Source organism: Halalkalibacter hemicellulosilyticusJCM 9152, assembly GCF_000513115.1.
GTDB classification, from domain to species: Bacteria; Bacillota; Bacilli; order Bacillales; family Bacillaceae_D; genus Halalkalibacter; species Halalkalibacter hemicellulosilyticus.
Genome location: NZ_BAUU01000011.1, coordinates 121,978 through 145,217 on the forward strand (window position 1 = coordinate 121,978; position 23,240 = coordinate 145,217).

At 37.9% G+C, this 23,240-nt stretch carries 30 protein-coding genes and 1 pseudogene; 22 read left to right on the top strand and 9 right to left on the bottom strand.

Going from position 1 to position 23,240, the window contains the following annotated elements; translation table 11 throughout:
* Window positions 1-45 precede the first annotated feature (45 nt).
* Window positions 46-1,026 carry a ketoacyl-ACP synthase III gene (locus JCM9152_RS08515; protein ID WP_035343153.1) on the bottom strand — a complete coding sequence of 327 codons (981 nt, stop codon included), beginning with the start codon at window positions 1,024-1,026 and terminating at the stop codon, window positions 46-48.
* Window positions 1,027-1,172: 146 nt separating this feature from the next.
* Here JCM9152_RS08515 and JCM9152_RS08520 point away from each other — a divergent pair, with 146 nt between their 5' ends.
* Window positions 1,173-1,526 (top strand): hypothetical protein, encoded by a 354-nt coding sequence (locus tag JCM9152_RS08520; protein WP_035343156.1) that lies wholly within the window; start codon window positions 1,173-1,175, stop codon window positions 1,524-1,526.
* A gap of 69 nt (window positions 1,527-1,595) precedes the next feature.
* Here the strand turns inward: JCM9152_RS08520 and JCM9152_RS08525 are convergent, their stop codons facing one another.
* Window positions 1,596-2,309: an AAA family ATPase gene (locus JCM9152_RS08525; protein ID WP_035343159.1), complete on the bottom strand. Its 714-nt coding sequence runs from the start codon at window positions 2,307-2,309 to the stop codon at window positions 1,596-1,598.
* 114 nt (window positions 2,310-2,423) lie between these two features.
* Between JCM9152_RS08525 and JCM9152_RS08530 the strand changes: the two genes are divergently transcribed.
* Both JCM9152_RS08530 and JCM9152_RS08535 read left to right on the top strand, forming a co-directional pair.
* Window positions 2,424-3,266 (top strand): polysaccharide deacetylase family protein, encoded by an 843-nt coding sequence (locus JCM9152_RS08530; RefSeq protein WP_035343163.1) that lies wholly within the window; start codon window positions 2,424-2,426, stop codon window positions 3,264-3,266.
* Between the two features lie 331 nt (window positions 3,267-3,597).
* The gene (locus tag JCM9152_RS08535; protein ID WP_035343166.1) at window positions 3,598-4,257 is read left to right on the top strand and encodes an HAD family hydrolase; all 660 of its coding nucleotides are present in this window, start codon (window positions 3,598-3,600) and stop codon (window positions 4,255-4,257) included.
* A gap of 63 nt (window positions 4,258-4,320) precedes the next feature.
* Here the strand turns inward: JCM9152_RS08535 and JCM9152_RS08540 are convergent, their stop codons facing one another.
* A complete protein-coding gene (locus tag JCM9152_RS08540; protein ID WP_052015778.1) occupies window positions 4,321-5,145 on the bottom strand; it encodes a DUF368 domain-containing protein in 825 nt (274 codons plus the stop codon).
* Between the two features lie 319 nt (window positions 5,146-5,464).
* On the opposite strand from JCM9152_RS08540, the gene JCM9152_RS08545 reads away from it, so the two are divergent.
* The 3 genes from JCM9152_RS08545 to JCM9152_RS08555 are packed head-to-tail and all read left to right on the top strand — an operon-like array spanning window position 5,465 to window position 7,426.
* Entirely contained in the window at window positions 5,465-5,839 is a 375-nt protein-coding gene (locus tag JCM9152_RS08545; RefSeq protein ID WP_035343169.1) for a GntR family transcriptional regulator, read from the top strand.
* Window positions 5,836-6,726, top strand: coding sequence for an ATP-binding cassette domain-containing protein (locus tag JCM9152_RS08550; protein ID WP_035343171.1), 891 nt, complete (start codon window positions 5,836-5,838; stop codon window positions 6,724-6,726). Before JCM9152_RS08545 ends, JCM9152_RS08550 begins: the two co-directional genes overlap by 4 nt.
* Window positions 6,710-7,426: a hypothetical protein gene (locus JCM9152_RS08555; RefSeq protein ID WP_035343173.1), complete on the top strand. Its 717-nt coding sequence runs from the start codon at window positions 6,710-6,712 to the stop codon at window positions 7,424-7,426. Before JCM9152_RS08550 ends, JCM9152_RS08555 begins: the two co-directional genes overlap by 17 nt.
* A gap of 152 nt (window positions 7,427-7,578) precedes the next feature.
* Here the strand turns inward: JCM9152_RS08555 and JCM9152_RS08560 are convergent, their stop codons facing one another.
* Complete coding sequence (locus JCM9152_RS08560; protein ID WP_235715664.1) at window positions 7,579-8,127, bottom strand: RDD family protein; 549 nt, start codon at window positions 8,125-8,127, stop codon at window positions 7,579-7,581.
* 140 nt (window positions 8,128-8,267) lie between these two features.
* Here JCM9152_RS08560 and JCM9152_RS08565 point away from each other — a divergent pair, with 140 nt between their 5' ends.
* Together JCM9152_RS08565 and wrbA are read left to right on the top strand one after the other, a co-directional pair.
* Entirely contained in the window at window positions 8,268-8,468 is a 201-nt protein-coding gene (locus JCM9152_RS08565) for a DUF6366 family protein (protein ID WP_035343175.1), read from the top strand.
* Between the two features lie 140 nt (window positions 8,469-8,608).
* Window positions 8,609-9,217, top strand: coding sequence for an NAD(P)H:quinone oxidoreductase (gene wrbA, locus JCM9152_RS08570; RefSeq protein ID WP_035343177.1), 609 nt, complete (start codon window positions 8,609-8,611; stop codon window positions 9,215-9,217).
* Between the two features lie 331 nt (window positions 9,218-9,548).
* On the opposite strand, the gene JCM9152_RS08575 is transcribed toward wrbA, so the two are convergent.
* Window positions 9,549-10,361, bottom strand: coding sequence for a GNAT family N-acetyltransferase (locus JCM9152_RS08575; RefSeq protein WP_035343179.1), 813 nt, complete (start codon window positions 10,359-10,361; stop codon window positions 9,549-9,551).
* A 95-nt stretch (window positions 10,362-10,456) separates the two neighbouring features.
* Between JCM9152_RS08575 and JCM9152_RS08580 the strand changes: the two genes are divergently transcribed.
* The 3 genes from JCM9152_RS08580 (at window position 10,457) to JCM9152_RS08590 (ending at window position 12,864) form a co-directional block, all read left to right on the top strand.
* A complete protein-coding gene (locus tag JCM9152_RS08580) occupies window positions 10,457-11,392 on the top strand; it encodes a hypothetical protein (protein WP_035343181.1) in 936 nt (311 codons plus the stop codon).
* 38 nt (window positions 11,393-11,430) lie between these two features.
* Entirely contained in the window at window positions 11,431-12,306 is an 876-nt protein-coding gene (locus JCM9152_RS08585; RefSeq protein WP_035343183.1) for a protein kinase domain-containing protein, read from the top strand.
* Window positions 12,307-12,420: 114 nt separating this feature from the next.
* Window positions 12,421-12,864, top strand: coding sequence for a hypothetical protein (locus JCM9152_RS08590; protein WP_035343185.1), 444 nt, complete (start codon window positions 12,421-12,423; stop codon window positions 12,862-12,864).
* 215 nt (window positions 12,865-13,079) lie between these two features.
* On the opposite strand, the gene JCM9152_RS08595 is transcribed toward JCM9152_RS08590, so the two are convergent.
* A complete protein-coding gene (locus tag JCM9152_RS08595) occupies window positions 13,080-13,355 on the bottom strand; it encodes an Rv1352/Rv1906c domain-containing protein (RefSeq protein WP_052015779.1) in 276 nt (91 codons plus the stop codon).
* Window positions 13,344-13,454: pseudogene (locus JCM9152_RS24345) on the bottom strand (Rv1352/Rv1906c domain-containing protein); the annotation flags it as partial. The pseudogene JCM9152_RS24345 and the gene JCM9152_RS08595, both read right to left, overlap by 12 nt.
* Window positions 13,455-13,555: 101 nt before the next feature.
* Here JCM9152_RS24345 and JCM9152_RS08600 point away from each other — a divergent pair.
* The 4 genes from JCM9152_RS08600 to JCM9152_RS08615 all read left to right on the top strand — a co-directional run bounded on the left by JCM9152_RS08600 (window position 13,556) and on the right by JCM9152_RS08615 (window position 16,155).
* A complete protein-coding gene (locus JCM9152_RS08600) occupies window positions 13,556-14,173 on the top strand; it encodes an NUDIX hydrolase (RefSeq protein WP_035343187.1) in 618 nt (205 codons plus the stop codon).
* 216 nt (window positions 14,174-14,389) lie between these two features.
* The gene (locus JCM9152_RS08605; protein ID WP_035343189.1) at window positions 14,390-14,581 is read left to right on the top strand and encodes a hypothetical protein; all 192 of its coding nucleotides are present in this window, start codon (window positions 14,390-14,392) and stop codon (window positions 14,579-14,581) included.
* 148 nt (window positions 14,582-14,729) lie between these two features.
* Entirely contained in the window at window positions 14,730-15,437 is a 708-nt protein-coding gene (locus JCM9152_RS08610; RefSeq protein ID WP_035343258.1) for a class I SAM-dependent methyltransferase, read from the top strand.
* Window positions 15,438-15,624: 187 nt separating this feature from the next.
* Entirely contained in the window at window positions 15,625-16,155 is a 531-nt protein-coding gene (locus JCM9152_RS08615; RefSeq protein ID WP_052015781.1) for a GNAT family N-acetyltransferase, read from the top strand.
* Window positions 16,156-16,332: 177 nt separating this feature from the next.
* On the opposite strand, the gene JCM9152_RS08620 is transcribed toward JCM9152_RS08615, so the two are convergent.
* Window positions 16,333-16,785 carry an Lrp/AsnC family transcriptional regulator gene (locus JCM9152_RS08620; protein WP_035343191.1) on the bottom strand — a complete coding sequence of 151 codons (453 nt, stop codon included), beginning with the start codon at window positions 16,783-16,785 and terminating at the stop codon, window positions 16,333-16,335.
* A 122-nt stretch (window positions 16,786-16,907) separates the two neighbouring features.
* On the opposite strand from JCM9152_RS08620, the gene JCM9152_RS08625 reads away from it, so the two are divergent.
* The 3 genes from JCM9152_RS08625 (at window position 16,908) to map (ending at window position 18,624) form a co-directional block, all read left to right on the top strand.
* Window positions 16,908-17,315 (top strand): carboxymuconolactone decarboxylase family protein, encoded by a 408-nt coding sequence (locus tag JCM9152_RS08625; protein ID WP_035343193.1) that lies wholly within the window; start codon window positions 16,908-16,910, stop codon window positions 17,313-17,315.
* A gap of 70 nt (window positions 17,316-17,385) precedes the next feature.
* On the top strand, window positions 17,386-17,844 hold the full coding sequence (locus JCM9152_RS08630) for an MEKHLA domain-containing protein (RefSeq protein ID WP_035343195.1): 459 nt from the start codon (window positions 17,386-17,388) through the stop codon (window positions 17,842-17,844).
* A gap of 33 nt (window positions 17,845-17,877) precedes the next feature.
* Window positions 17,878-18,624, top strand: coding sequence for a type I methionyl aminopeptidase (gene map / locus JCM9152_RS08635; RefSeq protein WP_035343197.1), 747 nt, complete (start codon window positions 17,878-17,880; stop codon window positions 18,622-18,624).
* A gap of 153 nt (window positions 18,625-18,777) precedes the next feature.
* On the opposite strand, the gene JCM9152_RS08640 is transcribed toward map, so the two are convergent.
* Window positions 18,778-19,188: a GNAT family N-acetyltransferase gene (locus JCM9152_RS08640; protein WP_035343199.1), complete on the bottom strand. Its 411-nt coding sequence runs from the start codon at window positions 19,186-19,188 to the stop codon at window positions 18,778-18,780.
* Window positions 19,189-19,465: 277 nt separating this feature from the next.
* Here JCM9152_RS08640 and JCM9152_RS08645 point away from each other — a divergent pair, with 277 nt between their 5' ends.
* The 4 genes from JCM9152_RS08645 (at window position 19,466) to JCM9152_RS08660 (ending at window position 23,211) form a co-directional block, all read left to right on the top strand.
* Window positions 19,466-19,822, top strand: a complete 357-nt coding sequence (locus JCM9152_RS08645) for a PadR family transcriptional regulator (protein WP_035343201.1) — start codon at window positions 19,466-19,468, stop codon at window positions 19,820-19,822.
* Window positions 19,809-20,471: a permease prefix domain 1-containing protein gene (locus tag JCM9152_RS08650; protein WP_035343203.1), complete on the top strand. Its 663-nt coding sequence runs from the start codon at window positions 19,809-19,811 to the stop codon at window positions 20,469-20,471. Before JCM9152_RS08645 ends, JCM9152_RS08650 begins: the two co-directional genes overlap by 14 nt.
* Before the next feature lie 194 nt (window positions 20,472-20,665).
* Window positions 20,666-22,135, top strand: coding sequence for a serine hydrolase (locus JCM9152_RS08655; protein WP_035343204.1), 1,470 nt, complete (start codon window positions 20,666-20,668; stop codon window positions 22,133-22,135).
* Between the two features lie 170 nt (window positions 22,136-22,305).
* Window positions 22,306-23,211 carry a cation diffusion facilitator family transporter gene (locus JCM9152_RS08660; RefSeq protein ID WP_035343207.1) on the top strand — a complete coding sequence of 302 codons (906 nt, stop codon included), beginning with the start codon at window positions 22,306-22,308 and terminating at the stop codon, window positions 23,209-23,211.
* Window positions 23,212-23,240 lie beyond the last annotated feature (29 nt).

The following is a 23,240-nucleotide window of genomic DNA, read 5'->3' on the forward strand; positions in this document are numbered from 1 at the left end:
TAGTGGTTGTTCTGTCATTACAGGAGAGTTGGAAAAGTCAAGTGTTTATATGCTCCATTTCAAAAGAATGCCAGAATAAGCTAAGCCTCCACCGAACCCAAAGAGTAGCATCGTATCCCCTTTTTTTATTTTTCCATCATCGACACCCTTATCTAAAGCCAATGGAATCGTCGCAGCTGATGTGTTTCCGTAGTAAATGAGGCTGTGCAAAGTCTTTTCGATAGGGAACGGACTTTTCTCACAAATGGATTCAATCATACGCAAATTAGCGCTATGTGGAATAAACCAATCAACATCATTAAGAGTATAGGAAGTTTGATTGAGTAAGTCTCTCATTTCTTTCGGTACAGTATTGACAGCCCATTTGTACACTTCTCGACCATTTTGTACAATTTCCCCCGATGAGGATAAAGCTTCATCTGACATTTTTGTAGAAAGATTCGTCGCATATAAATGCTTTCCCATCTCCCCTACAGATCCTAAATGAGAGGAAAGGAAGCTAGCTGCTTGTTCATGATGTTCGACTAGTACGGCCCCGCCCCCGTCCCCAAATAATATACAAGTCGTTCGATCAGTATAGTCAACGATTTTAGATAACGTTTCTGCCCCAATTACAAGTACCTTTTTGTTTAAGCCTGCTGTAATTAAACCATTTGCGATATGCAGGCCATAGGTGAAGCCTGCACAAGCAGCGTTTAAGTCGATGGCACCAGTATGTGGTATGCCTAGTTTCGCTTGTACGAGTGAGGCCACACTAGGTGTTTTGAAGTCAGGCGTTAGTGTACAGACAATGATCATATCAACATCATCGATCACTTTATTATATTTTTTGATTAAATTCTCAACAGCTTTCACACAAATGTCACTAGTAAATTCATCGTCATTGGCGATTCGCCTTTCCTTTATTCCGGTTCGTTTGACAATCCATTCATCATTTGTTTCGACTAGCTTCTCTAAGTCAGCATTCGTTAATCTTTTTGCTGGAACATATGAGCCGATTGCGGTTATTTGCGCTTTAGATTGCATTCATGTCACCTCATTATTTGTTGATTAAGCTTAATTATAGCACTAGATATTAGTATCTGGTACTAAAAATAAAAATAAAAAGGAATTTCTGTAAGAGTAGAGAAAAGTAATGATGTTGAATATGAGAAGGAAGGATTAGAGGTCATATGAATAAGAAGCGATTTCGTGTCATGATTGCAGTGTGTATGTTCATTTTTGGATGGTATATCGTATATCAATGGATTGTCACAAATGATAACTTAGTCGGAAAAGTAACTTATATACATATAGAAGAAGAGGAGGTTCAAGGTCTTGAGATCAGGGCAAGCTGGTTTTCGAAATTTGATCAGGTTTCGATCATTATCGACCATGATACGAAAGTAATTTTAGGTGGAAGAACTATTTCATTAACGGAGCTAAGAGATAACATGGATATTGGAGATCGAATCAAGATCGAGACAAGTGATACGACTTTGCTATCAGCTCCACCCATTGTTCGCGCGCTACGTGTGGAGCTTTGATAGTAAGAATGCTGGTCATCATGAAAATAAATCCATTAGTAGGATATGTTCTACAGATGTCGCTTAATATCAATCCTCAAATAATTCCTTTAACATACGTTCTCGATTTTGTAAAAAGTAGCTCGTCACTTGATAATGATTAGTTTGTTCGTATTCTACTTCTTGGATCGTACGGTTGTCGAAACTTAAAATTGTCGCATTTGGATAGCCTAGCAGAATAGGTGAATGTGTAGCGATGATAAACTGACTATTCCCTGTTGTGACAAGGTCATGAATCATTCGTAAAAAGGAAAGCTGGCGCTGTGGCGACAGTGCTGCCTCTGGCTCATCTAATAAATAGAGTGCATTCCCATTAAAACGATTTGTGAAAAGGGAAAAAAACGATTCTCCATGAGATTGCTCATGCAATGAGAGCCCACCATATGAGTCGGTAGCGCCAATGTCATCAATGTGTGAAGCGAATTGGTAAAACGATTCGGCTCGAAGAAAGAACCCCTTTGTTGCTTTTGGCATCCATGAAAGCCTAACGTACGGTCCGAGAGCTGATTGAGAAGCGTGCAAATCGTATGTATGATTCCTCCCACCACCTGCTGTATTAAATTCACACTTATCGGCAATTGCTTCTAGTAAAGTTGATTTTCCTGAACCATTCTCTCCAACGAAGAAGGTCACGTTGTTCGTAATTTCGAGTAAATTGAAGTTTTTTATAGTAGGTATGGAAAAAGGATATTGTCTAAAAGAATCGATTTTTTCGCGCTGGAGCTGAACTCTCTTTAGAAACATAAGATCACCCGTTTGCCTTTTCTTTTATCGTAACATGTAAGAGGCAATTCATCTATGCATAACGAAACACTTTTTATCCATAATAATCATGACTAATATTTAGGAGATGAAGAGATGAAAAAAAGTGGATGGTTTGTTGTAATCACCATGTTCGTTTTCGGACTGTTAATGTCTGGTGGTGTGTTTGCCAATGAGGATGTGGATCAGCAGTTTTGGTGGAAAAAGGATCGTGAAAAAGAGGATTTCCCTGATTTACGAGGAGGACCAGAAAACCCTGAGCGAAGTCGTCAGCAACCCGTAGATATGAACGTATTGCAGCAACAGTATCCAGATATATTTATTCAACAAGGTCCGGCCGACTCAAATCGAATCGCACTAACATTTGATGATGGACCAGACCCTCGCTTCTCGGAGGATGTACTGAATGTTCTGAGTGAATATAATGTGCCGGCTACGTTCTTTGTTTTAGGATCTCGTGCTGTTGCATATCCAGAAATTGTTGAGAGGATGAATAATGAAGGTCATATACTCGCCAATCATACTTATTTTCACCCTAATCTCGTGAAAGAGGGAGATATTCCAACGTTGGAACGTGAGGTGACGAGAACGGAGGATGCACTTAATGAGATCGTTGGCTATCGGACAAGCTTATTCCGTCCACCGTATGGATTTCTGTATGGAGAATTAGTTGAAAAGCTTGCAGAAATGCAATATCTCGTCATTGGTTGGTCGGTTGATTCGTTGGATTGGCAAGAGGATCCACCAGAGGTGATTGCAGCAAATGTTATTGACAATGTTGGACCAGGGGCGATTATATTATTGCATGATGGAGCAGATTGGGACGGTGATCGAACAAATACGATCGAATCATTGCGACAAATTATCCCGACATTACAAGAACAAGGGTATGAATTTGTGACTGTGCCTGAATTGTTGAATGTACCCTTTGCAAGGTGATATGGATCATTTAATTTTGAAATCAAAATTTGTAAATGTTGCAAAAGTAAGTTAGGGAACAATCGAGGAGATGTAGTCGAATTCGCAGGTGGTGTTGTAACGGCTACGCACCACACTTTTACGAAAAGACGTTATCGCATTTGTATTATGAAAAAGTGTAGAGAATATGCCTCTATGCTTTTTAATTTTTGTATGGTCTCAACAATTTGTATCTAAAATTCTCAGAACTACTATATGCATTTATAAATAGGTTTCCATTTTTATGATAAAATGGAGGAGAAATGAACAGGTGGATTAGTAACATGCTACAAGTATGGTGGAGGTGGTTAGATTGATCAAGGCGGCTTTGTTTGATTTAGATGGGACGTTATTAAATCGAGATGAATCGGTAACTCGATTCATTCAACACCAATACGAAAGGCTAGTGAAGCATGTTGGACATATTCCAAAAGATCAGTATATTAATAGATTCATTGAGCTAGATCAACGTGGGTACGTATGGAAGGATCGAGTGTATAAGCAATTAGTCGAAGAATATTCGATTAATAGTCTGTCAGCAGAGGAACTTTTGCAAGATTATGTAAGTGAATTTAAGCATTATTGCGTTCCATTTGCAAACGTACGGGCAATGTTAGATGAATTAAAACGTAACAACATTATAGTAGGAATGATTACGAATGGTTATGGCTCCTTTCAAATGGCTAATATTCGTGCTTTAGGAATTGAAGCTTTTTTTGAAGTGATCTTCGTATCGGAATGGGAGGGAATGAAGAAGCCTGATCCTAGATTATTTAAGAAAGCGATTAAACGGCTTGGTGTACAAGCGAGTGAATGTATATTTGTTGGCGACCATCCACTTAATGATGTGAAGGCAGCTCAGCAAGTAGGGATGAAAGCTATTTGGAAAAAGGATGATCAATGGGAGGATGTTCAAGCCGATGCGGTTGTTCATGATTTAGCCGATGTGGCTGAAGTGATGAAGGGGCTATAATGACAGTTATTTTGGTTATTTTAAAGGGACTGCCACAAATTGATCGTGAGAGTCCCTTAAGTATTACAATTTTTTTTGAGTTTGCTGTAAGAGGAAAATAAGTACAATTCCCCCGACAAAGGTAATCAGCGAAGCGATGATGACTTGATTATTTATTACTCCATCTAGCTCGTTCAATATAGCAAATATCGATCCACTTACGAGCCCTACCATAGCTGAATATGTTTCAGACGTATAATGCTTTAACAAGTAGCGAATGAGCTTACTAGTTAACAATACTCCTAGAAGAATTCCTGAACCAACCGCAAAAAGAATCGGCCAATTTAATGCGACGAGAGAGGCAGTCATTGCTTCATATAAGCCTAAAATGGTCAAGATTAACGCACCACTAATCCCAGGAAGGACGAGAGCTGTACTAGCAATGAATCCGGCGATTATAAAGAATACATAATCGAAAAAGGTTAAGTGATTCCAATCAATGAAATGAAAGCTACCTAACACTTGTGAGCCTACTACAACCCCAAAAAAGAAAAGCATGATGACATAATGTTTTACTCGTAATTTTGATTGAGCGTGTTTAATTGTATCATGCCAAAGGTACGGTAAAAATCCGACGATGATACCGACGAAAAAAAGGAAAGTAGGTGTGCGATACGTTTCTAATAAAAACTTAATGATAAATATCGAGCAACCAAACCCTAATACCATTCCAACACCAAAGGTTAAAAGGAATGGTATAGCTTCTTTTCTTTTATTTGTTGTAAGGATGCTTAATGAATAAATCAATCGTTCATATATACCGACAATCATCGCAACGGTACTACCACTAATACCAGGTACAGTTTCGGTCATGCCGACAGCCATTCCGCGAAGAATTAATTTCACCATACATTTTCCACCTATCTTAAAAGAATATTTCCTGTTTAACTTTACCATAGGAAGATGCTTTTGTGGGAAGGATATTTTGTATTTTTGTGGAAATTTATAAAAGAGATTCATAACCTAGTTCACCGATGCTAGTAAATCATAATTTGTATTATTAGTTATATGTAGAGTGATGACATTCCCAAAGTCATCACTTTTTGTGTAGGGTAAAAAATGTTCAAGTGTCTATTGACATTTTTAACTCTTTCGACATATACTTATATACATAACTATATAAGTATAGATGGAATGGTTTGTGGAATAGAAAAGGTGGTGAGGATGGTTGAGTCAATTTCACGATAAAAAGCCGATCTTTTTGCAAATTAAAGAAAAGATCGAGGATCAGATTTTTAAGGGACAATTGCAGGAGCATGAACAGATTCCATCAACGACACAAATGGTTCATTTTTACAAGGTGAATCACATTACCATTTCTAAAGGGATCAATTTATTAGTGGATGAAGGGATTATTTACAAGAAAAGAGGTGTCGGTATGTTTGTTGCAGAGGGAGCGAAGGAGCAGTTAGTTGAGCAGCGTAAGGGGCTGTTTGAAAGTCAATATGTCTTACCTTTGATAGAAGAAGCCGAAAAATTAGACTTAACAGAAGCGGAAATAAATCGAATAATTCGTAAAGTAAAGGAGCGTGAACGTAAATGAATCTTAATGTAAAAGCAACGAACCTCTCCCTTCAGTATAAAGAATTCGAAGCAATTAAGGATGTCTCTTTTTCACTGGAACAAGGTAAAATTTATGGCTTGATTGGTAGGAATGGTGCGGGAAAGACTACTTTGCTTTCGATCCTAGCGTCATTCATGGATCGATCATCCGGAACTCTTGAGATTGGTGGAGAAGATCCATTTGAAAATAGAAGGATCATGCCACATGTCAATTTTGTCTATGAAACAGATTATAGTGAGGAATACGAACCGATTAAGCGCTATTTTGATTTTGCAGAGCGTTACCGATTCAGTTTTGATCGAGAGTATGCGACGGATTTGGCTGCTCGATTTAAATTACCTTTGGATAAACCGATTAAAAAGCTTTCGAGTGGAATGCAGTCTGCCTTAAACGTAACGATTGGGTTAGCTAGCCGTTCACCTATTACGATTTTTGATGAATCCTACCGTGGAATGGATGCACCAACGAGAGAGTTATTTTATAAAGAAGTGTTAGAAGAGCAAGCACGATATCCACGAATGATGATTTTGTCGACACATCTCGTCTCAGAGATGGATTATTTATTTGATCATGTGCTTATTCTTGATCGAGGAGCTTTATTAGTAAATGAACCATATGACGAGATTATTAGTCGAGGGGCATCTATAACAGGTGAGGCGAACAATGTTGATCAGTTTGTAAATGGGATGAATCAGCTAAGTATAAAGCAGCTTGGAGCTACAAAGTCGGTAATGGTGTATGGTGAGTTAACTGAAAAGGAAGTACGTATAGCTGAAGAGCTTAGTCTTGAGGTTGGCCCCGTTTCTCTTCAGGAGCTATTTATTCATTTAACAGAAGAGGAGGGGCATTATGAAAACAAACAGTAATGAAGTCATTGTTAAGTTGTCACAAGATATTTTCTCCATTCAAATGAAATGGTCTTTATGGTATATGCCAATTGTTCTTCTCATTTATCTTGGTAGTATGTTGTTCTTTCCAGAGGTTCGAGAAACGAATATAGGACTGATGAATTTCTATTATGAACCTTCAAAGGTTTTCATGCTTGTCATTGGCATTATTTTCCCTTTGGCTATGCTTAGTCATTTTGTGAAATATGGCATAACTCGAAAAGACTATATGATCAGTTCGGCCATTGCCTCTGTAGGTATTGCCTTTAGTCTGATGATCATCGCAGCCATTTTATCAGCTATTATTCAATTGTTTGAGATGTTTTCGGGAGCTTTCGATGTCTCTTTTATTGAGTCTCAATCAAATTGGTTTCTTCCAATAGTTGTGCTAAGTATAATCTTAATTTGCTATAATATTGCTGGGTGGATGATTGCAATGGGCTTCTATCGCTTTGGCGCTTGGGGAGGTATGGGCTTCATAGCTATTGCACTTGTCTTTATTGCCCTAATTGATATTCTATGGGAAAGAGAATTAAGCGTATTATCGACGACATATCTACCTTTTTCCATTCCGAATCTTTCATTAGGATGGTCAATAATCGGAACGGCTGTTTTAATTGCAGTCGGATTAATCATTATTCATCGGATAATGGAGCGGGTAAGAATTAAGTTGGAGTAGATAGTAAAAAGGAAATCGTTCGGAGATAGATGAGTCCGAACGATTTTTTTATGATTACGATGTGGTTAACTAATATTTCAATCGTTTTGACAAAATGGTGTATGCATTCCTTGATATTTAAGCTGTGTAATTTCTTTGTCAATGATAACGAGTTATAGATTTGACTGTGATTTCGTTTGTATGACTTCTGTTCTTACAATAAGATCATATAGGGATTGTTTCTTATTTGTAAAGATGGCCGTTAATAGATACGTGAGAATAAGTGTATAGATGAGAATACTGATTATTGTATATGAAAAAGGTATTTCAACATCACCTATATAGATTAGTCGATAAACAAGAAAGTGAGATAGCTCCCATGGTAAAAACTTCAGAATGATTCGTAAAGCTGACTGTGGAAGGGAGATAGCTTTCCCACGATGATTGACTACTTTTATATTGAATTTCTTCTTACCAATAGACTGCCCGACTATGTTCGAATCAAAAATGATAAAGTAAGCTGACACGGGAACGGTTAGCATAAGAAAACCAGCCAGTTGAGCGGAGACTAGTGAATGTGTATAAAGCTCTTGGATGCTAGGAAATAGAAACGTACTAATGATGAAAAGTGTAGCTATGTATACAAGGATAAATAAATAGTCAATCATAAATGCTTTTAATCGCAGGAAAAAAGGAGCGTTCATTTGTTGTCTTGGCATCATTTATTTGACCTCCTTTCATAGCATTGATTGATGACTTTATTTTATCACGACTGAGAAGATGAAACGATATTAGCTTAAAGATCGTAAATGGAATAAAGGATAGGACTTCGGAAGAATACCAAAAAGAGGAGGATCCACATATGAAAGAAAGTCCTGAAAGGCTGAGAGAACGACTAAGACAAGAGGAATTAAAGCGTAATATGGGTGCTAACTTAGGAGGTGCAGCTAATCGTGGGAACGCTGGAGGCTTGGTTGACCTGGTGAATAGTCTCGGATGGAAGGGGTTCGGTATTCTTATTTTGTTGTTGATCGTTGTCGTTGTTTTGGTGAGGTTATTTTAGTGTGGTAATAGGATGGATTCGCCATTCTGCTTCGTATCTTTCTCGTATTCGTCTCTTAAGATGATTTTTACATTCATAAAATGTCTTAAAGTTGGGAAAATGAATATGTAGGAAATGATGATAAAAAGGAGACGAAAAGAATGTCGAACATTAAATTAGCAGTGATCTATTACAGTTCAACAGGTACGAATTACCAGCTTGCTAAATGGGCAGAAGCAGGTGGAAAAGAAGCAGGAGCTGAGGTGAAGGTATTAAAAGTACCTGAACTTGCTCCTGAGGAAGCAATTAATGCAAATGAGGCATGGAAAGCCCACCTTGAACAGACAAAGGATATGCCAGAGGTGACATTAAGCGATTTAGAATGGGCAGATGCGATTATTTTTAGCGCTCCAACACGTTTTGGTAACTTGCCAGCGCAAATGAAGCAATTTTTAGATACAACTGGTGGTCTATGGTTTAATGGGAAATTGGTTAACAAAGTCGTTAGTGCGATGACGTCGGCTTCTAATGCTCACGGTGGTCAAGAGGAAACGATTCTCGCTTTATATACGACGATGTATCATTGGGGTGCGATTGTTGCTGCACCTGGTTATACTGACCCGGTTCAATTCACTTCAGGTGGGAATCCATATGGGGTAAGTGTAACGGTTACACAGGACGGAAAGATGATTGAGGACGTAGAAGCTGCGGTGATGCATCAAGCGAAGCGTACTGTCACGGTAGCCAGCTTGGTTAAGCAAGGGAATTAGGGATAATGTTAGGATAAGTATAGGCTGCTAATAGAGGAGATTACTGCTCCTTTGGTAGTGGCTTTTTATGTTGAGGCGTATTTTAGAAAAGAATTTGTTTGAAAAAATAGAGAAGGATTTTCACCTAATGTGGAGAATCATTCTAGTGATTTGAAAAAATAAAGAGAAGTGCTTCAGGATATGTCATTTAAGCTGCTTGGTCTATTAGGGATTAGGAAAGGGTACTGGGGAAGGTGTATGTTTGAGGTTACTGAAAAAGTAAAATCAACTTTTTCAGTAGCTTCGATTTGACTTGCAATGACTTCACATGTTGATTAAAGAGAATCAGCATTTATGAAAAAGAAAAAAAGTACCCCTTATATTGCAACACTTGTTCAAAGCCGAGCTTTTCAACGATTGCAATGGAAGGCTTGTTTTCCTCCATACAATCCCAATAAGGAATGAGGTTATGATTAAGGCTATGTTGGACGTAGTGATAGGCGACTGCTTGAGCCAGCTTTTTCTCGCGATAAGCTTCGTCTGTTTTAATGGATACACAGTGTATATGATCAGCGACGTATGTTGAGAGACAGATGCTAACAGTTTGATTGTGATGGGTGACGATATAACCGAAGCCATTAGCAAAGAAATGATCAAATGATGTCCAAAACTCTAATATCGTCGCTGTTACATAATCATCTGCTTCAAGAGAGGCATGTTCGTTTAGCATGACGACGTGATAGTCATTTGGTAAAGTAGGTGCTACCTTTCCTTGGAAAAGGTTTGGATCAATTTTGTATACGCGTTGGTTCCAACTTTCTAATTGACGATGTCCAAGTACTTCTTCGATCGATTGATTCCAAGCAGCGTGATCGCTGATTGCTTCAAAGCAATCTAAATGAACATTCTTCGCTTCAGGAATGATGATGTCATCGATGAAGAAATTCAGTTCACTTAAAAATGGCTTGTTGTTAGCATCGCCAATAAAGATAAAACCATCGTTATTGCCGAGCCATACGATAGCTGTTGTTGGTGTCAACTCATCGTCTACAAAGATCCGACCGGGATTCATGCCATTTATAATCGCCAGTGATTCTTTCAAGCTTTTTTTGTGAAGTAATCGTTTACATTTGTGGTAATCTTGTTTGGAGAGTTCAGTGATCATAATAAGTACTCCTTCAAATATGTAAAAGTTTAGTATGATTATAGCAAATGTTTACAAATTTTACTATAGTGATATATAAATAGGAGGGTATCATCATGCAACGATTAAAAGATGTTTTCTACCAGTCTAGTAAATGGATGAAGAGATATGCCAGGCCACTTGAATGTGCACGGTGGGAGTATGAATTTGAAGGAGGTTCCAGAGAAACTATCATTCACTTTTTACGAGCATTTCAAAATGAAGATGGTGGCTTTGGTCATGGGATTGAGCCAGACTTTTGGTTGCCGATATCTTCCCCAATGGCAACATGGTTAGCAGGGCAGATTATGGTAGACATAGATATGGAGCGTAATCATGATTTAGTTCAATCAATGCTTACTTACTTGGTTCGGTCTTATGATGAAGAAGTAGGATTTTGGAGGTCAGTTTTACAAGAGAACAATGATTATCCGCATGCGCCGTGGTGGAATTGGAAAGAAGGAGTACAAGGAAATTGGATGTATAATCCTAGTGCAGAGCTTGCTGGTTTCTTGATTCATTGGTCTGAGGAAGGAAGCGAAGCAGAACAGCTTGGTTGGAAAGTAGCAATTCGGGCGATTGATCATTTGATGGTTCAGGATGAGATGGAGCACCATCAGTTGTCAAATTTTCATGAGTTGATAAAATTGATTAAAAAGCAGCAAGAGGTAGATTTTAAGCTATCGCACTCCTTATCATCTATAAAGGGGAAAGTGATGACTTTGATTGAACACTGTGTCGATCGTGATGTAGAGAATTGGGGAACTGGCTACAAGCCGCTTCCGCTCGATTTTATCAAGTCGCCCAATGACCCGTTATGTACCCGTTTCGGTCAATTAGCTGAACAAAATCTTCAGTTTTATGTTGAGCAATTGTCAGAGGATGGTATGTGGGAGCCTTCATGGAGCTGGGGAAGCTATCCACATGCCTTTCCGGTTGCTAAACGGGATTGGCAAGGTATTTTACTAGTGAATCGCTATAAAGTTTTGAAGGCGTTTGGCTGGATATCGTGACCGTAGAATAATAGAGTATCTCAAATTGGAGGAAATGTATGAGTGGACCTATAACAATTGAGGTGGATCATGTTTCATTTAAGCTAAAAGAAGACCATTCCTTCTTTTGGTTAGCGGAAATAGGTGAAGTGTTTGCAGTTTTCCCGGAGCAGGACTCGGGAAATATTAGTTTTGGTATTAAGAAAAATGATGGCAAGAAGCTGTTTGTGAAGTATGCAGGAGCGAGAACGATGAATTTTGCTGGTCGACCAGAAGAAGCTATTAAGCGATTGAAGCAGTCTGTTGAGGCTTATCAACATTTGCGACATGAGCAGGTCATTCATTATGTTGATAGCATTGAATTGGAACAAGGGTATGCATTGTTATTTGATTGGTTTGATGGGGAATGTCTTCATTCACACTGGTCTTATCCACCACCTCTTAAGGAAACACATCCTGATTCGCCATATTATCGCTTTCGACAGCTTTCCATTGATAAAAGGCTGAAGGCGTTAAATGACATTTTTTCTTTTCATACTTACGTAGAGGAGGAGGGGTTCGTCGCTATTGACTTCTATGATGGAAGTATTTTGTATAATTTTAATGACAACGAATTAAAGGTTTGTGATATTGATTTTTACGCAAGAAAGCCTTATACGAATCGAATGGGGCGGTTGTGGGGGTCGAAGCGATTTATGTCTCCTGAGGAATTTCAATTAGGTGCTCCAATTGATGAAAGAACGAATGTCTTTAATATGGGAGCCATTGCATTTGGTTTAATTGGTGGAGAGCTGGATCGTTCGTTTTCGAAATGGGAAGCGAGTCAAGAGTTGTATGAAGTGGTGCTAAAGGCTGTGAAGGAAAATAGAGAAGAACGTTATCAAAGCTTGAGAGAATTCAGTTTGGCTTGGGGAGATGCGTCTAAAAGTGGATAGTGTTGTCACAATATAAGCCTTCAGACTGAGTTAACATCCGACTTTAGCTTATTTTACCTTAAGATCATGTTAGATAAACTTAACTCATCTGATAATGAAGGAGTTATAATGAGGATGAACGAAACTAAACATATTTTAGCGCTACCGTTTTTCATGATTTTCTTACTTGCATTACTTGGAGTTCCTCGTGTAATTGCTCACGACTTACAATTGGTTGAGCCGGGTAGCTTCGCTAATTCGTTACTGGCTATTATTCCGCCTCTTATTTGGTTAGCGTTTGTGATATGGAAAGGGATCAGCCCTTTTAAGCCATTAGTATACATTGGAGTCTTTTATGGAGTCTTGTTAGGAATAACACATCAAATCTTGTGGGGAGTCGCTTTTGAAACAGCGCCGACATTAGGTGGGAATTTAAGTGATCTCCCTCCACTCGCACATTCATTAATAACAAGAGTGTTTGGGTTTGTAAGTAGTGTCTTGACTGGGACTCTATTAGGTGTCATTGTGGGGTTTGTAGGCTTATTTATTTATTTGATTAGGAATAAAACAAGAAAGTGAATTTGTGAATCAAGCAATTAAGAATTTTGTTGGTTAGCCCTTAAATGAATGGAATAATAAAATTGTGAGACAACTAAAAAGTTTAAGGAACTTTCTGTAGTTGGGAATAAAAAATTAAACGACCTTAGCTCTATAGTAAATGAATCTAAGGTCGTTTAGTATGATTTGATAGATTATTTAGTTTTTATTCGAAGCGAAACTTCAATAACATGTAATCAATCGGTTTTTGTCCAATTTCCTCCACCGAAGGATTCAAAACCAAGATCATTTTCGGAAATTTCAACGATCGCTGAACCTTCATAATTGTCATTTGCGATAATACTATCTAAATTTCCTGAGAAACTATTTAAACGGGCCCAGTAACCTGAACCATCACTTCTGTAAGTACCAGGTTCAATATCTTTACCAACAAGAAACATACCGTCACTGAACTCTGTTAATAAATCTCCCTCATAGTCATCTTCAATTTTAATCCAATCACCTGAGCCCATGGAACTGAAACCAGCATCGGATTCACTAATTTCAACATAAGCTACGCCTTGAATATTCCCATTTGCAATAATATCATCAAATTCGCCGCTAAACCCAGAAAGTCGCTCCCAATCTTAAATAACTAATTTTGCTCTAAACGAACTTATAAACATGGTAACATGTAACATAAGATAAAATAATAATAGGTAGGTGATGTAATATGGAGCCTAAGTGGCTAGAATGGGCGAAGCAACTTCAAGCAATTGCACAGGCAGGTTTAACGTATTCGAAGGATGTTTATGACTTAGAACGGTTTGAAATGATTAGAAATCTTAGTGTTGAAATAATGGCTGAATATACCGAAGTCGATCAGGATATGATTAAAGAGTTGTTTACGAATGAAACCGGCTACGCGACACCAAAGGTCGATATTCGTGCGGTTGTTTTCCAAGAAAATAAACTCTTAATGGTAAAAGAAAAAGCGGATGGTCAATGGGCTTTACCCGGTGGCTGGGGTGATATTGGCTTAACCCCAAGTGAAGTAGCAGTAAAAGAGGTGAAAGAGGAATCCGGATTTGAAGTAAAACCTGTTAAATTAATTGGAATACTAGATAAAAAGTGCCACCCTCACCCTCCATCCCCTTATCACGTCTATAAAATTTTTATTCAATGCGAGATTATTGGTGGACAAGCAAAGAAAGGAATGGAAACGAGTGAGGTTGACTTCTTTACGGAGAATGAACTACCAACTTTATCAGTAGAAAGAAATACTGAATCACAAATTCATTGGGTGTTTAAGCATTTACACCATCTAGAAGAGCCAGTGTATGTTGATTGACTTTAGAAGAAGAGCAACTTTATACATATCGTGAAAGAAAACTAGGCATTTAGAAGAGTTGTCCCTAAATGTCTTTTCTTTATCCATTCTCTATATATTGAACTAATTCAAAAGTCTCTAATTTTAAATGTATACAATTTATGTCTTCTTTATTTATGGATTATGGTAAAATTAGGATTGGTTAAAATCGAAGACATCATCTAAGGAGGGATTCTTTTGGAGGCAATATTGACACTACTTCCAATACTATTTCTTGCAGCTTTGCTAGCTGTCTTTTGGGTCGTCATTTATTTTATTTTTAAGAAGTTATTATCTAATACGTTTGTGAGTAAATCGAGGTTAGAAGAGACAGAACGGAAGGTGAGGGACCTGTCGAAAGAGCTCGAGTTGCTGAAGGAAGTAAAATGATAGAAGAAAAGAATAGCAATAGATTTAAAAATTAGTGATATTTAAGCTTTAAGTAAATGTCTCATATCAGTATTTAGTAAAATTTTTGGTAGATTTATTTCTGATGTACACTGTCTCACATGTAGTGTAGAAGATGAGAGGTGATGAGGTGAAGGAACGTGTAAGAGGAGCGTTTGATCAACTTGCAGCTGTATATGAAAAGAATATTGATAAAAAAAGTTTATATAATAGTGAGTATGAAAGACCTGCGATGATGAGACTGCTACCGGATCATTTAAATGGTAAGACGGTGTTAGATGCAGGCTGTGCGGCTGGCTGGTATACTGAGCAATTAATAAATCGAGGGGCAACGACTGTCGCCACAGATATAAGCCTTGAAATGGTCAATGCTACGAGAAGACGAGTTGGAGAAAAAGCCTCGGTTCATTCGTTAGATTTATGTGAAGATCTATCATTTGAACGTCATTCATTTGATCTCATTCTAAGCTCACTGACTTTGCATTACATCAAGGATTGGGAGCGAACGTTCAGTGAATTTCAGCGAGTGCTGAAACCGAATGGGATGTTTTTGTTTTCCGTTCACCACCCTTTTGCAGATATAGATTTACTAAAAGGCCCTCATTATTTCTTAGTTGAATTAATCATTGATCAATGGAACAAAGAAGGGAAAGTATATGAAGTCCCGTTCTACCGCAGGCCGTTAAGTGAAATTGTTAATCGTACCTCAACTTATTTTTCTATTGAGGAAATGATTGAGCCACAGCCGACGACGTCATTTAAGGAGCAGGCTCCCGAAAAGTATGATCGACTTATGAAAAAGCCGCAATTCTTAATAATAAAGGTGATCAATCATTAGAGAGAGTACAAAGCTTATCCAAGTGCAATTCTTTCAGTATAAGAGGATTGCACTTTTGTTTGTTTTAAAATCACGTAAGCGATGGTAAGATGAATCAATATTAGATAATAGTTAGGTGTAGAAGGAGGAAGAAGAATCCACTTCAACTGCTAAACAACTAGAATATGACAGTTAGGAAGTCTGATTAATGGAAAAGGAACTAGTAGTGAAAGAATACTCATCTGAGAACAAAACTCAAGTGCTTGAGTTAATTCTTCACATTCAACAAAAGGAATACGGCATAGCGATTACGAAGGAAGATCAGCCTGATTTGTTTATGATAGAAGACTATTATCAGAAGGGGAACGGAAACTTTTGGGTTGCTCTTTATGGTAGAGAAGTCGTTGGTACGATTAGTTTGTTAGACATTGGCAACCAGCATGTTGCCTTAAGAAAGATGTTTGTGCAAAAGGAATTTCGAGGCGCAACGTTTAAAACGGCGAGCTTATTACTACAAACGGCTCTTAGGTGGGCAAAAGAACGTTCAATGGAAATCGTGTACCTCGGAACAACAGAACAATTTCTAGCAGCTCATCGATTTTATGAAAAGAATGGATTTACTCCTATCGAAATGAATGAATTGCCAAAGACATTTCCAGTATTGCAGGTGGATCGGAAATTCTATAAATACGTGGTTAGTGGAAGAGATTATAGAATGGGCTATTCTGCACGTTTATGAAACACGGTTCGTCACTGACATCTCGAACAATCGTGTTCAGATGAGAATCCGAACGTTTAGACGATGTAGATAATTCAGGAGCGGTGAATGTGCACCACTCTTGTATTTGTTCGGTTTCTCATGTATTAAAAGACTGTTGTCCCACTCTCGTTCGTTTCTATATAGCATTGTTGAAATTTATTTAGGCTCCGGTGTAGAGCTCACCTTTGTTATTGTTGGTACTTGTGAGAAAATGAAATGTGTAACGGTTTGTGCGTATGGGTTCACATCCTCTATAAATTGTTCAGCTTGCGAAAAGGTTTCAAAGTGCATTTTAAGCATAAAGCAAGCATTTCCGGCGATACGATAGCAAAATTCAACATTTGGAAATGTTTGAATTAATCTTTTAAAGGATGCGTAATCTCCGTTTTTTACAGTTGCTTCAATGATACATTGAATGGGTAAGTTTAATTGGTGATAATCAATTTCTAATGTATAGCTCTTAATAATACCGAATGATTCCATTTGTCTTACTCGTTCTGTAACAGACGGTGATGATAAATGAACTCTTCTTCCAAGTTCACTCATTGATAAGCGACTATTCCTGTTTAATTCATCAAGTATTTGTCTATCGATATCATCTATTTTCATTTTGAAAGTAAAACTCCTTTATTAATTATATTTTTAAATCAAATAACCATTTATTCATATTGAATTTAATGTGGTTTAATTGTTTTGTTTTCTATAATTAATATAACAAGGAGGGGTTGCAAGTGACAAGGATTCAGAAATCAAGCTTTGGAAATACACCATTTCAACAACTTTTAGGTCATAATATCGAGGTCATGAATAGTTGGTCCCATTTAGGGAGTGTGCTAGAGAAAGATGCTTTGCTGTCTTCTCATTTGAAGGAACAAGTAAGAAGAACGTTAGCCCAAAGTAATGGGTGTGAGTATTGCAAAGCAAAAGGAAAGCCTGATCCTAACAAATTCGATTTAAAAACGTCTATTGCGGTTGGTTTTGCTGAGGTGTTTTTAAAGCAAAGACCTTTAATACCAGACTCATCATTTAATATTTTACAGCAGTATTTTTCCGAGGAAGAAATTAGTGAGCTGTGTGCCTTTATCGCTTTTACGACGGCTTCACAATTTTTCGGTGCAATGATGCAGTTGAAAGTGTAATTGTCCAAATGATAAAGGCTAAAAATAAAGATGAGGATATATGTATTATTTCGGGAGGGGAGAGTTGTAGATGGACATGTCTGTGGATGGATATACAGAGGAACATGCGATACGATTAAACAAAAGCTTTAAACGATGGATCGGTCGAGATCTAATTTCTTTAGATCATCATAAAAGCTATTTGCAGCAGCTCATGGATAGTAAAACAGTGATTTTGTCACATGGAATTGAAGCTGATCCTATACTTAATTTTGGTAATCAAGCTGCACTGACATTATGGGAAATGGATCGAGCGACCTTCTTAGAAACGCCATCACGCCTGACTGCTGAACCTAAAGAAAGAATGGATCGAGCGCATTTCATTAAACAAGTAAAAGAAAATAATTATGTTGATCATTATACAGGGATTCGAATTTCAAGTACAGGGAAGAGATTCTATATTAAACAAGCAATAGTTTGGAATGTATTTGATGAGAACGATCATTATTATGGGCAAGCTGCAACATTTATAGACTATGAATATGTATAAATATTCCATAATCACATGAAAGGGGAGGGAATTATGATTACCTTAAAAAGTGAAAGGGAAATTCGAATCATGCATGAAGCCGGTAAGCTACTTGCTTCGTGCCATAAGGAAATTGCGAAAATGATCAAGCCAGGGATGACAACTTTGGAAATTGATCAATTTGTAGAAGAATATTTACTGAAACATGGTGCAACGCCTGAACAAAAGGGCTTTAATGATTATCAATTTGCGACGTGTGCTTCAATTAATGATGAAATTTGTCATGGTTTTCCTAGAGCACAGCCTTTGCGTAATGGTGATATTGTGACCATTGATATGGTCGTGAATTTACATGGTGGTTTAGCTGATTCTGCATGGAGTTATGTAGTTGGAACCGTCCCTAACAAAACGAGGAGGCTATTGGAGGTCACGAAAGAGTCTCTTTATAAAGGAATTGAAAAAGCCTATGTCGGAAATCGGTTAGGAGATATCGGTCACGCTATTCAAACATACGTAGAGTCTGAAGGCTTTTCGGTAGTCCGTGATTTTACTGGGCATGGAGTTGGACCAACTTTGCATGAGCCACCACAAGTTCTCCACTTTGGCGAACCGAATACAGGTAGGAAACTAAAGGAAGGGATGGTCATTACCATTGAACCAATGGTAAATGAGGGAAGCTGGCATAGTCAAATGGATATGAATGGATGGACAGCTAGGACTAGAGATCGCAAGCTTTCGGCACAGTATGAACATACAATTGCTATAACGAAAAAGGGACCTGTGATACTAACAGAACAGTAGCTGATAGTGGCAGGGATCCTTTGATTGAATATGTAATGCCTTAACTAAATGAATGATCATTACAAGCTTAGAAGAAGGAAGCCATATTCATCATATAGATGATGAGTAGATTGAATGATAAAAACATTTATAAATAGTAGTCCACTTACATGGCTATTGCCTTCTAGCAATCTTAAATCCGTTATCAATAGGTTCAAAGCCCATTTTCGGATAATAGTCCATAGCCGAGGGAGCAGATAGGAGGATCAGTGCTACTTCCTCGCTAAGCTCTGCTTGTATAAATCGTATTAGTTCAGTCCCGATCCCTTGATGCTGATACTTTATATCAACTGCTAGATCAGATAAGTAACAGCAATAGCTGTAGTCTGTTATAGCACGTGCTATACCAACGAGCTGATTTTGATGTCGCGCTGTTATGAGAAGATCAGCATGGTCAATCATTTTTTGCAATCGAGTAAGATCATCGGCAGGTCTTTTAATCCCAGAGCTTTTAAACACACTAGCTAATTCACTTGCAGGAATGTCGTCTTCTTTTTGATATGTTATGTTGGTTAGATGGTTCATTTTTTTATCCTCCTTTATTGTATATCATATTTTACCATATATAGGATGGCGGTGGTATTCTGTGAATGAAGACAAAGTGAAAAGTCGTCTCGTTTAGGCCATGAGTTAAATAGTAAATATTGAATGACGTCCTGCTAAGCTGTGACGTTTTTTATTTTGGAAAATCATTATTAAATGAAAAGATAGGAATTTCAATCAAATAAAATAATATTTATACCATATTACTTTGACAGACATAGTAATATGGTATAAATTATATTGTAGGGGGTGAAAGAGTATGTCGAATAAGATATCAACAGATTTAATACGTGGTCATACAGATACAATCATTTTGAATATTTTACGGCAGGGAGATAGTTACGGCTATCAAATTTATAAAACCATTATTCAATTAAGTCATAATCAGTATGAATTAAAAGAAGCAACGTTGTATACGGCTTTTCGACGGTTGCAAAAGGAAGGAATGATTACATCGTATTGGGGAGATGAAACGCAAGGTGGACGAAGAAAGTATTATCGACTGACTGAAGAAGGAGCTAATCGTTATGAGAGGAGTAAAAAAGAGTGGCATTTTGCTAAAGGTGTTTTAGATCAATTAATTGAAGGGGGAATTAAGAAAAATGAAAAATCGTAACAATGGGTCGCAAAAGGTACAAGTGTATGTGGATCGTTTGTTTGTTGGCGTAGGTGATAGTCAACAGCTGTTTGATCTAAAGGAGGAATTAACAACTAATTTGAGTGAAAAGATGAGTGACTATAAAAATACAGGTATGAAGGAAGAAGAAGCTTTTAAAGAAGCAATTCGCTCGTTAGGTGATTTGAGTGGATTAGTTAGTGAGATGAGAGAAATTGGTCAAGATCAAGCGAAACAAGCCGTTTATTCTTCAATGTCATCACGAGTGTCAGATGCAGGAATCGTTATCGGTATATTGGTTATTCTGTTTGGATTGCTGACTTGCGCTATGTTGTATTCCATGGGTTTATCGATGGATATTTCATCAAGTGCACTTATTTTCGTAGTAATTGGTGCACCGGTGGTCATTTATAGCGTATTAACAAGAGAATCGAAAACAAAATATGCGATGAATAGAGTGAGAGCTCTGCTTTATGGGATTGCGACTGGAATGATTCTATTTAGTATGTTAGTAGCGACTATGTCTGGATTTGCAACTGGTGAAATGTTTATTGCAATTAGTGTGTTTATGGTCTTTTTCTTAATCGGCATTGGAATATGGTTAAGCCTACTGTTTACAGGGACAGGAAGGAGAAAAAAAGGTGCTTAAGGTTGATGGTTGTAGTAGATGGGAAGAAACCGCCTTATTAAAAAGACGGCTCTAACAAATTGTGCACATGAATCCTAATTGACGTTAGGATAATCGTGAGAAGTGTTGGTGCACTTCTCACATAATTATACAGAAACTTCGCCTGTATTTCTAGAATGCAGGATTCCTTATAGTGATAAGAAGGAGAAATGATTATGAATGTGATGAAGGAAAAATTTATGTTTCGCCTGTACATATCTATGCTAGTTTTTATATTAATGCCATTTCAAGTAATTAATGCTAACGCTGAGGGAAAAGAGCAGGTTTTTCAGAAAATTAGTGAGTACGTAGAACGTGCGATGGTGGAGCTCCGAATTCCCGGAGCATCACTTGCAATTGTACATGAGGGTGAGGTGGCATTGGCAAATGCTTGGGGAGTTACAGGTGGAGAGAAAAGTGAAGTAACTGTACAAACTCCTTTTTTAATTGGATCAAATAGCAAGGCTATTACAGCATATGCGATCATGCTTTTAGTTGAACAAGGTATGATAGATTTGAAGAAACCTGTGCAAGACTACTTACCGTGGTTTACATTAAGCGATGAAGTAGTAGCTTCTGACATCACGATTGAACATTTACTGTCGCACTCTAGTGGACTTAGTTCGTTTTCGGGGTTTAGCCTTTCTGATAGAGGTTCAAGTGAATTCGAAGCTATCCAAGAAAATGTTCGTGTATTAGCAAATGATGAGCCTATTTTTTATCCAGGAGAAGGATATGAATACAGTGCAGCTAATTATGCCATATTGGGAGCTGTAATAGAGGAAGTAACAGGTAGTTTTTTTTCGGATTTTGTTCATAATGAGTTGTTTGGACCACTTGACATGAAGTTTGCTTCTGCTAGCGTTCAACAAGCAATTGGAACAGGGTGGGAAGCAGGGTATCGTTCGTGGTTCGATATTCCGATTGCTAGTCCAAATCGTTTCGATAATGGTGGAGCACCATATGGATATATTGCGGCTAGTGCTCAAGATATGGCTCAATTTATAATAGCATTGCAGAATCCAGGACAAGTGCTTTCTCAGGAACATACAGATCTTCTTTTAGAACCACTAATTGAATTAAGGCAAGATTATTATTATGGATTTGGATGGCGATTGTCTAATTTAGAAAATGGAGATTTGAAAATTTGGCATAGTGGTTCAACTACAGACTTTCGCTCTGAAATGTTTATGATACCAGAGTTAGAAGTAGGTGTTGTATTATTAACGAACAGGAATAACTCTCTTGAGGAGATAAGGCTCCATAATGTTTCTACTGGCATTGAGAAGCTATTATATGGACTAGAACCAGGAGATATTGTTCGAAGTACCCCAATAGAACGGTCATTATTTTATGTTGTAGTTGGCTTCCTTCTACTAGTTTCCATCCTATTTATTAGTAAACTCAAGAGACAAACTGTAGTAAAACATCGATGGAGATGGGGAGGTGTAGGTGTTCTTTTTGGATTATTAGCTGTTAGTTTCTTTCCTTTATTTATTAATGGATTTAGTATTCCGTTTCAGAGCTTTTGGCTCTTTGTACCAGACTTAGCTTTACTGTCAATAGGGGTAGTTGGGTTGTTAATCCTGAACGCGATCTTTGCATTTATACTTTCTAAAAGGGGAGGTGAACAAAATAACTGTTAAATGTTTCTCCTAACCAAATTTCTTGCTGTTATTTAGCTATTTTCACTGAGAGTAAGAAGTGTTCAACCTCACAAAAAGGTTGCTGTAGACCCACACGATATTCATCTGGTAGGATGTAAAAGCACCTTGAAAAAAGGTGAAGATCGTATCGGAGTGGGGTGTTATAAAGAATGGATAATCGATTTAGACAAGCGGAGATAGCGACATGGATAGGAATAGCGGTTAATGCATTGTTAGCCATCATGAAAGGGATTGTTGGCTGGCTTTCAGGGAGTCGAGCGCTTATTGCTGATGCTGCTCATTCAGCATCGGATGTAGCGGGTTCGATTGCGGTGCTAGCTGGACTGCGTACAGCACAAAAGCCTCCTGATAAAGATCATCCTTATGGCCATGGAAAAGCAGAAAATGTCGCTACGATTATTGTTGCCCTGCTTCTGATTATTGTCGGGATTGAGATTGCGGTATCCTCTATGCAAGGAGTGTGGGGACAGGCTCCGCAAGCGCCAGGTGGAATAGCCCTCATCGCGATTGTGATTTCGATTGTTGCTAAAGAAGTGATGTTTCAATACAAATATCGTTTAGCGAAAAAAATAAATAGCTCCGTATTGTTAGCTGAAGCATGGCATCACCGTTCAGATGTCCTTTCTTCCATTGCTGCATTTGTTGGGGTATTAGGAGCGATACTTGGTCAATATTTAAATATCCCCATCTTAATTTACTTAGATCCGATTGCGGGTATTCTCGTTTCATTATTGGTTATAAAAGTTGGCTACAGCTTAGCAAAGGAATCAAGCATGATTATGATGGAGCAAGTATTAGAACCGGAGAAAACAGCTCCATTTCTACAGACGGTCCGTTCGGTGAAAGGTGTTATGAGAGTTGATGAATTGTTAGCAAGAACACATGGCCATTATATTGTTATTGACTTGAAGGTGAGTGTCGGATCTCATTTAAGTGTGGAGGAAGGTCATCGTATTTCGAAATTAGTAAAAGAGGCTCTAATGTCTGAGCATTCAACGGTTAAGAAGGTTATGATCCACATTAATCCTTATCAAACCGATCGTCCTGCTACATAACTGATCTAAGCCCGTTTTTTATTTTTTTT

Coding starts and splice junctions, on each gene's coding strand:
- JCM9152_RS08515 (WP_035343153.1), bottom strand. CDS start 1,026: ATGCAATCTAAAGCGCAAATAACCGCAATCGGCTCATATGTTCCAGCA.
- JCM9152_RS08520 (WP_035343156.1), top strand. CDS start 1,173: ATGAATAAGAAGCGATTTCGTGTCATGATTGCAGTGTGTATGTTCATT.
- JCM9152_RS08525 (WP_035343159.1), bottom strand. CDS start 2,309: ATGTTTCTAAAGAGAGTTCAGCTCCAGCGCGAAAAAATCGATTCTTTT.
- JCM9152_RS08530 (WP_035343163.1), top strand. CDS start 2,424: ATGAAAAAAAGTGGATGGTTTGTTGTAATCACCATGTTCGTTTTCGGA.
- JCM9152_RS08540 (WP_052015778.1), bottom strand. CDS start 5,145: ATGGTGAAATTAATTCTTCGCGGAATGGCTGTCGGCATGACCGAAACT.
- JCM9152_RS08550 (WP_035343171.1), top strand. CDS start 5,836: ATGAATCTTAATGTAAAAGCAACGAACCTCTCCCTTCAGTATAAAGAA.
- JCM9152_RS08555 (WP_035343173.1), top strand. CDS start 6,710: ATGAAAACAAACAGTAATGAAGTCATTGTTAAGTTGTCACAAGATATT.
- JCM9152_RS08560 (WP_235715664.1), bottom strand. CDS start 8,127: ATGATGCCAAGACAACAAATGAACGCTCCTTTTTTCCTGCGATTAAAA.
- JCM9152_RS08565 (WP_035343175.1), top strand. CDS start 8,268: ATGAAAGAAAGTCCTGAAAGGCTGAGAGAACGACTAAGACAAGAGGAA.
- wrbA (WP_035343177.1), top strand. CDS start 8,609: ATGTCGAACATTAAATTAGCAGTGATCTATTACAGTTCAACAGGTACG.
- JCM9152_RS08575 (WP_035343179.1), bottom strand. CDS start 10,361: ATGATCACTGAACTCTCCAAACAAGATTACCACAAATGTAAACGATTA.
- JCM9152_RS08580 (WP_035343181.1), top strand. CDS start 10,457: ATGCAACGATTAAAAGATGTTTTCTACCAGTCTAGTAAATGGATGAAG.
- JCM9152_RS08585 (WP_035343183.1), top strand. CDS start 11,431: ATGAGTGGACCTATAACAATTGAGGTGGATCATGTTTCATTTAAGCTA.
- JCM9152_RS08590 (WP_035343185.1), top strand. CDS start 12,421: ATGAACGAAACTAAACATATTTTAGCGCTACCGTTTTTCATGATTTTC.
- JCM9152_RS08595 (WP_052015779.1), bottom strand. CDS start 13,355: ATGGGCTCAGGTGATTGGATTAAAATTGAAGATGACTATGAGGGAGAT.
- JCM9152_RS08600 (WP_035343187.1), top strand. CDS start 13,556: ATGGAGCCTAAGTGGCTAGAATGGGCGAAGCAACTTCAAGCAATTGCA.
- JCM9152_RS08615 (WP_052015781.1), top strand. CDS start 15,625: ATGGAAAAGGAACTAGTAGTGAAAGAATACTCATCTGAGAACAAAACT.
- JCM9152_RS08620 (WP_035343191.1), bottom strand. CDS start 16,785: ATGAAAATAGATGATATCGATAGACAAATACTTGATGAATTAAACAGG.
- JCM9152_RS08630 (WP_035343195.1), top strand. CDS start 17,386: ATGGACATGTCTGTGGATGGATATACAGAGGAACATGCGATACGATTA.
- map (WP_035343197.1), top strand. CDS start 17,878: ATGATTACCTTAAAAAGTGAAAGGGAAATTCGAATCATGCATGAAGCC.
- JCM9152_RS08640 (WP_035343199.1), bottom strand. CDS start 19,188: ATGAACCATCTAACCAACATAACATATCAAAAAGAAGACGACATTCCT.
- JCM9152_RS08645 (WP_035343201.1), top strand. CDS start 19,466: ATGTCGAATAAGATATCAACAGATTTAATACGTGGTCATACAGATACA.
- JCM9152_RS08650 (WP_035343203.1), top strand. CDS start 19,809: ATGAAAAATCGTAACAATGGGTCGCAAAAGGTACAAGTGTATGTGGAT.
- JCM9152_RS08655 (WP_035343204.1), top strand. CDS start 20,666: ATGAATGTGATGAAGGAAAAATTTATGTTTCGCCTGTACATATCTATG.
- JCM9152_RS08660 (WP_035343207.1), top strand. CDS start 22,306: ATGGATAATCGATTTAGACAAGCGGAGATAGCGACATGGATAGGAATA.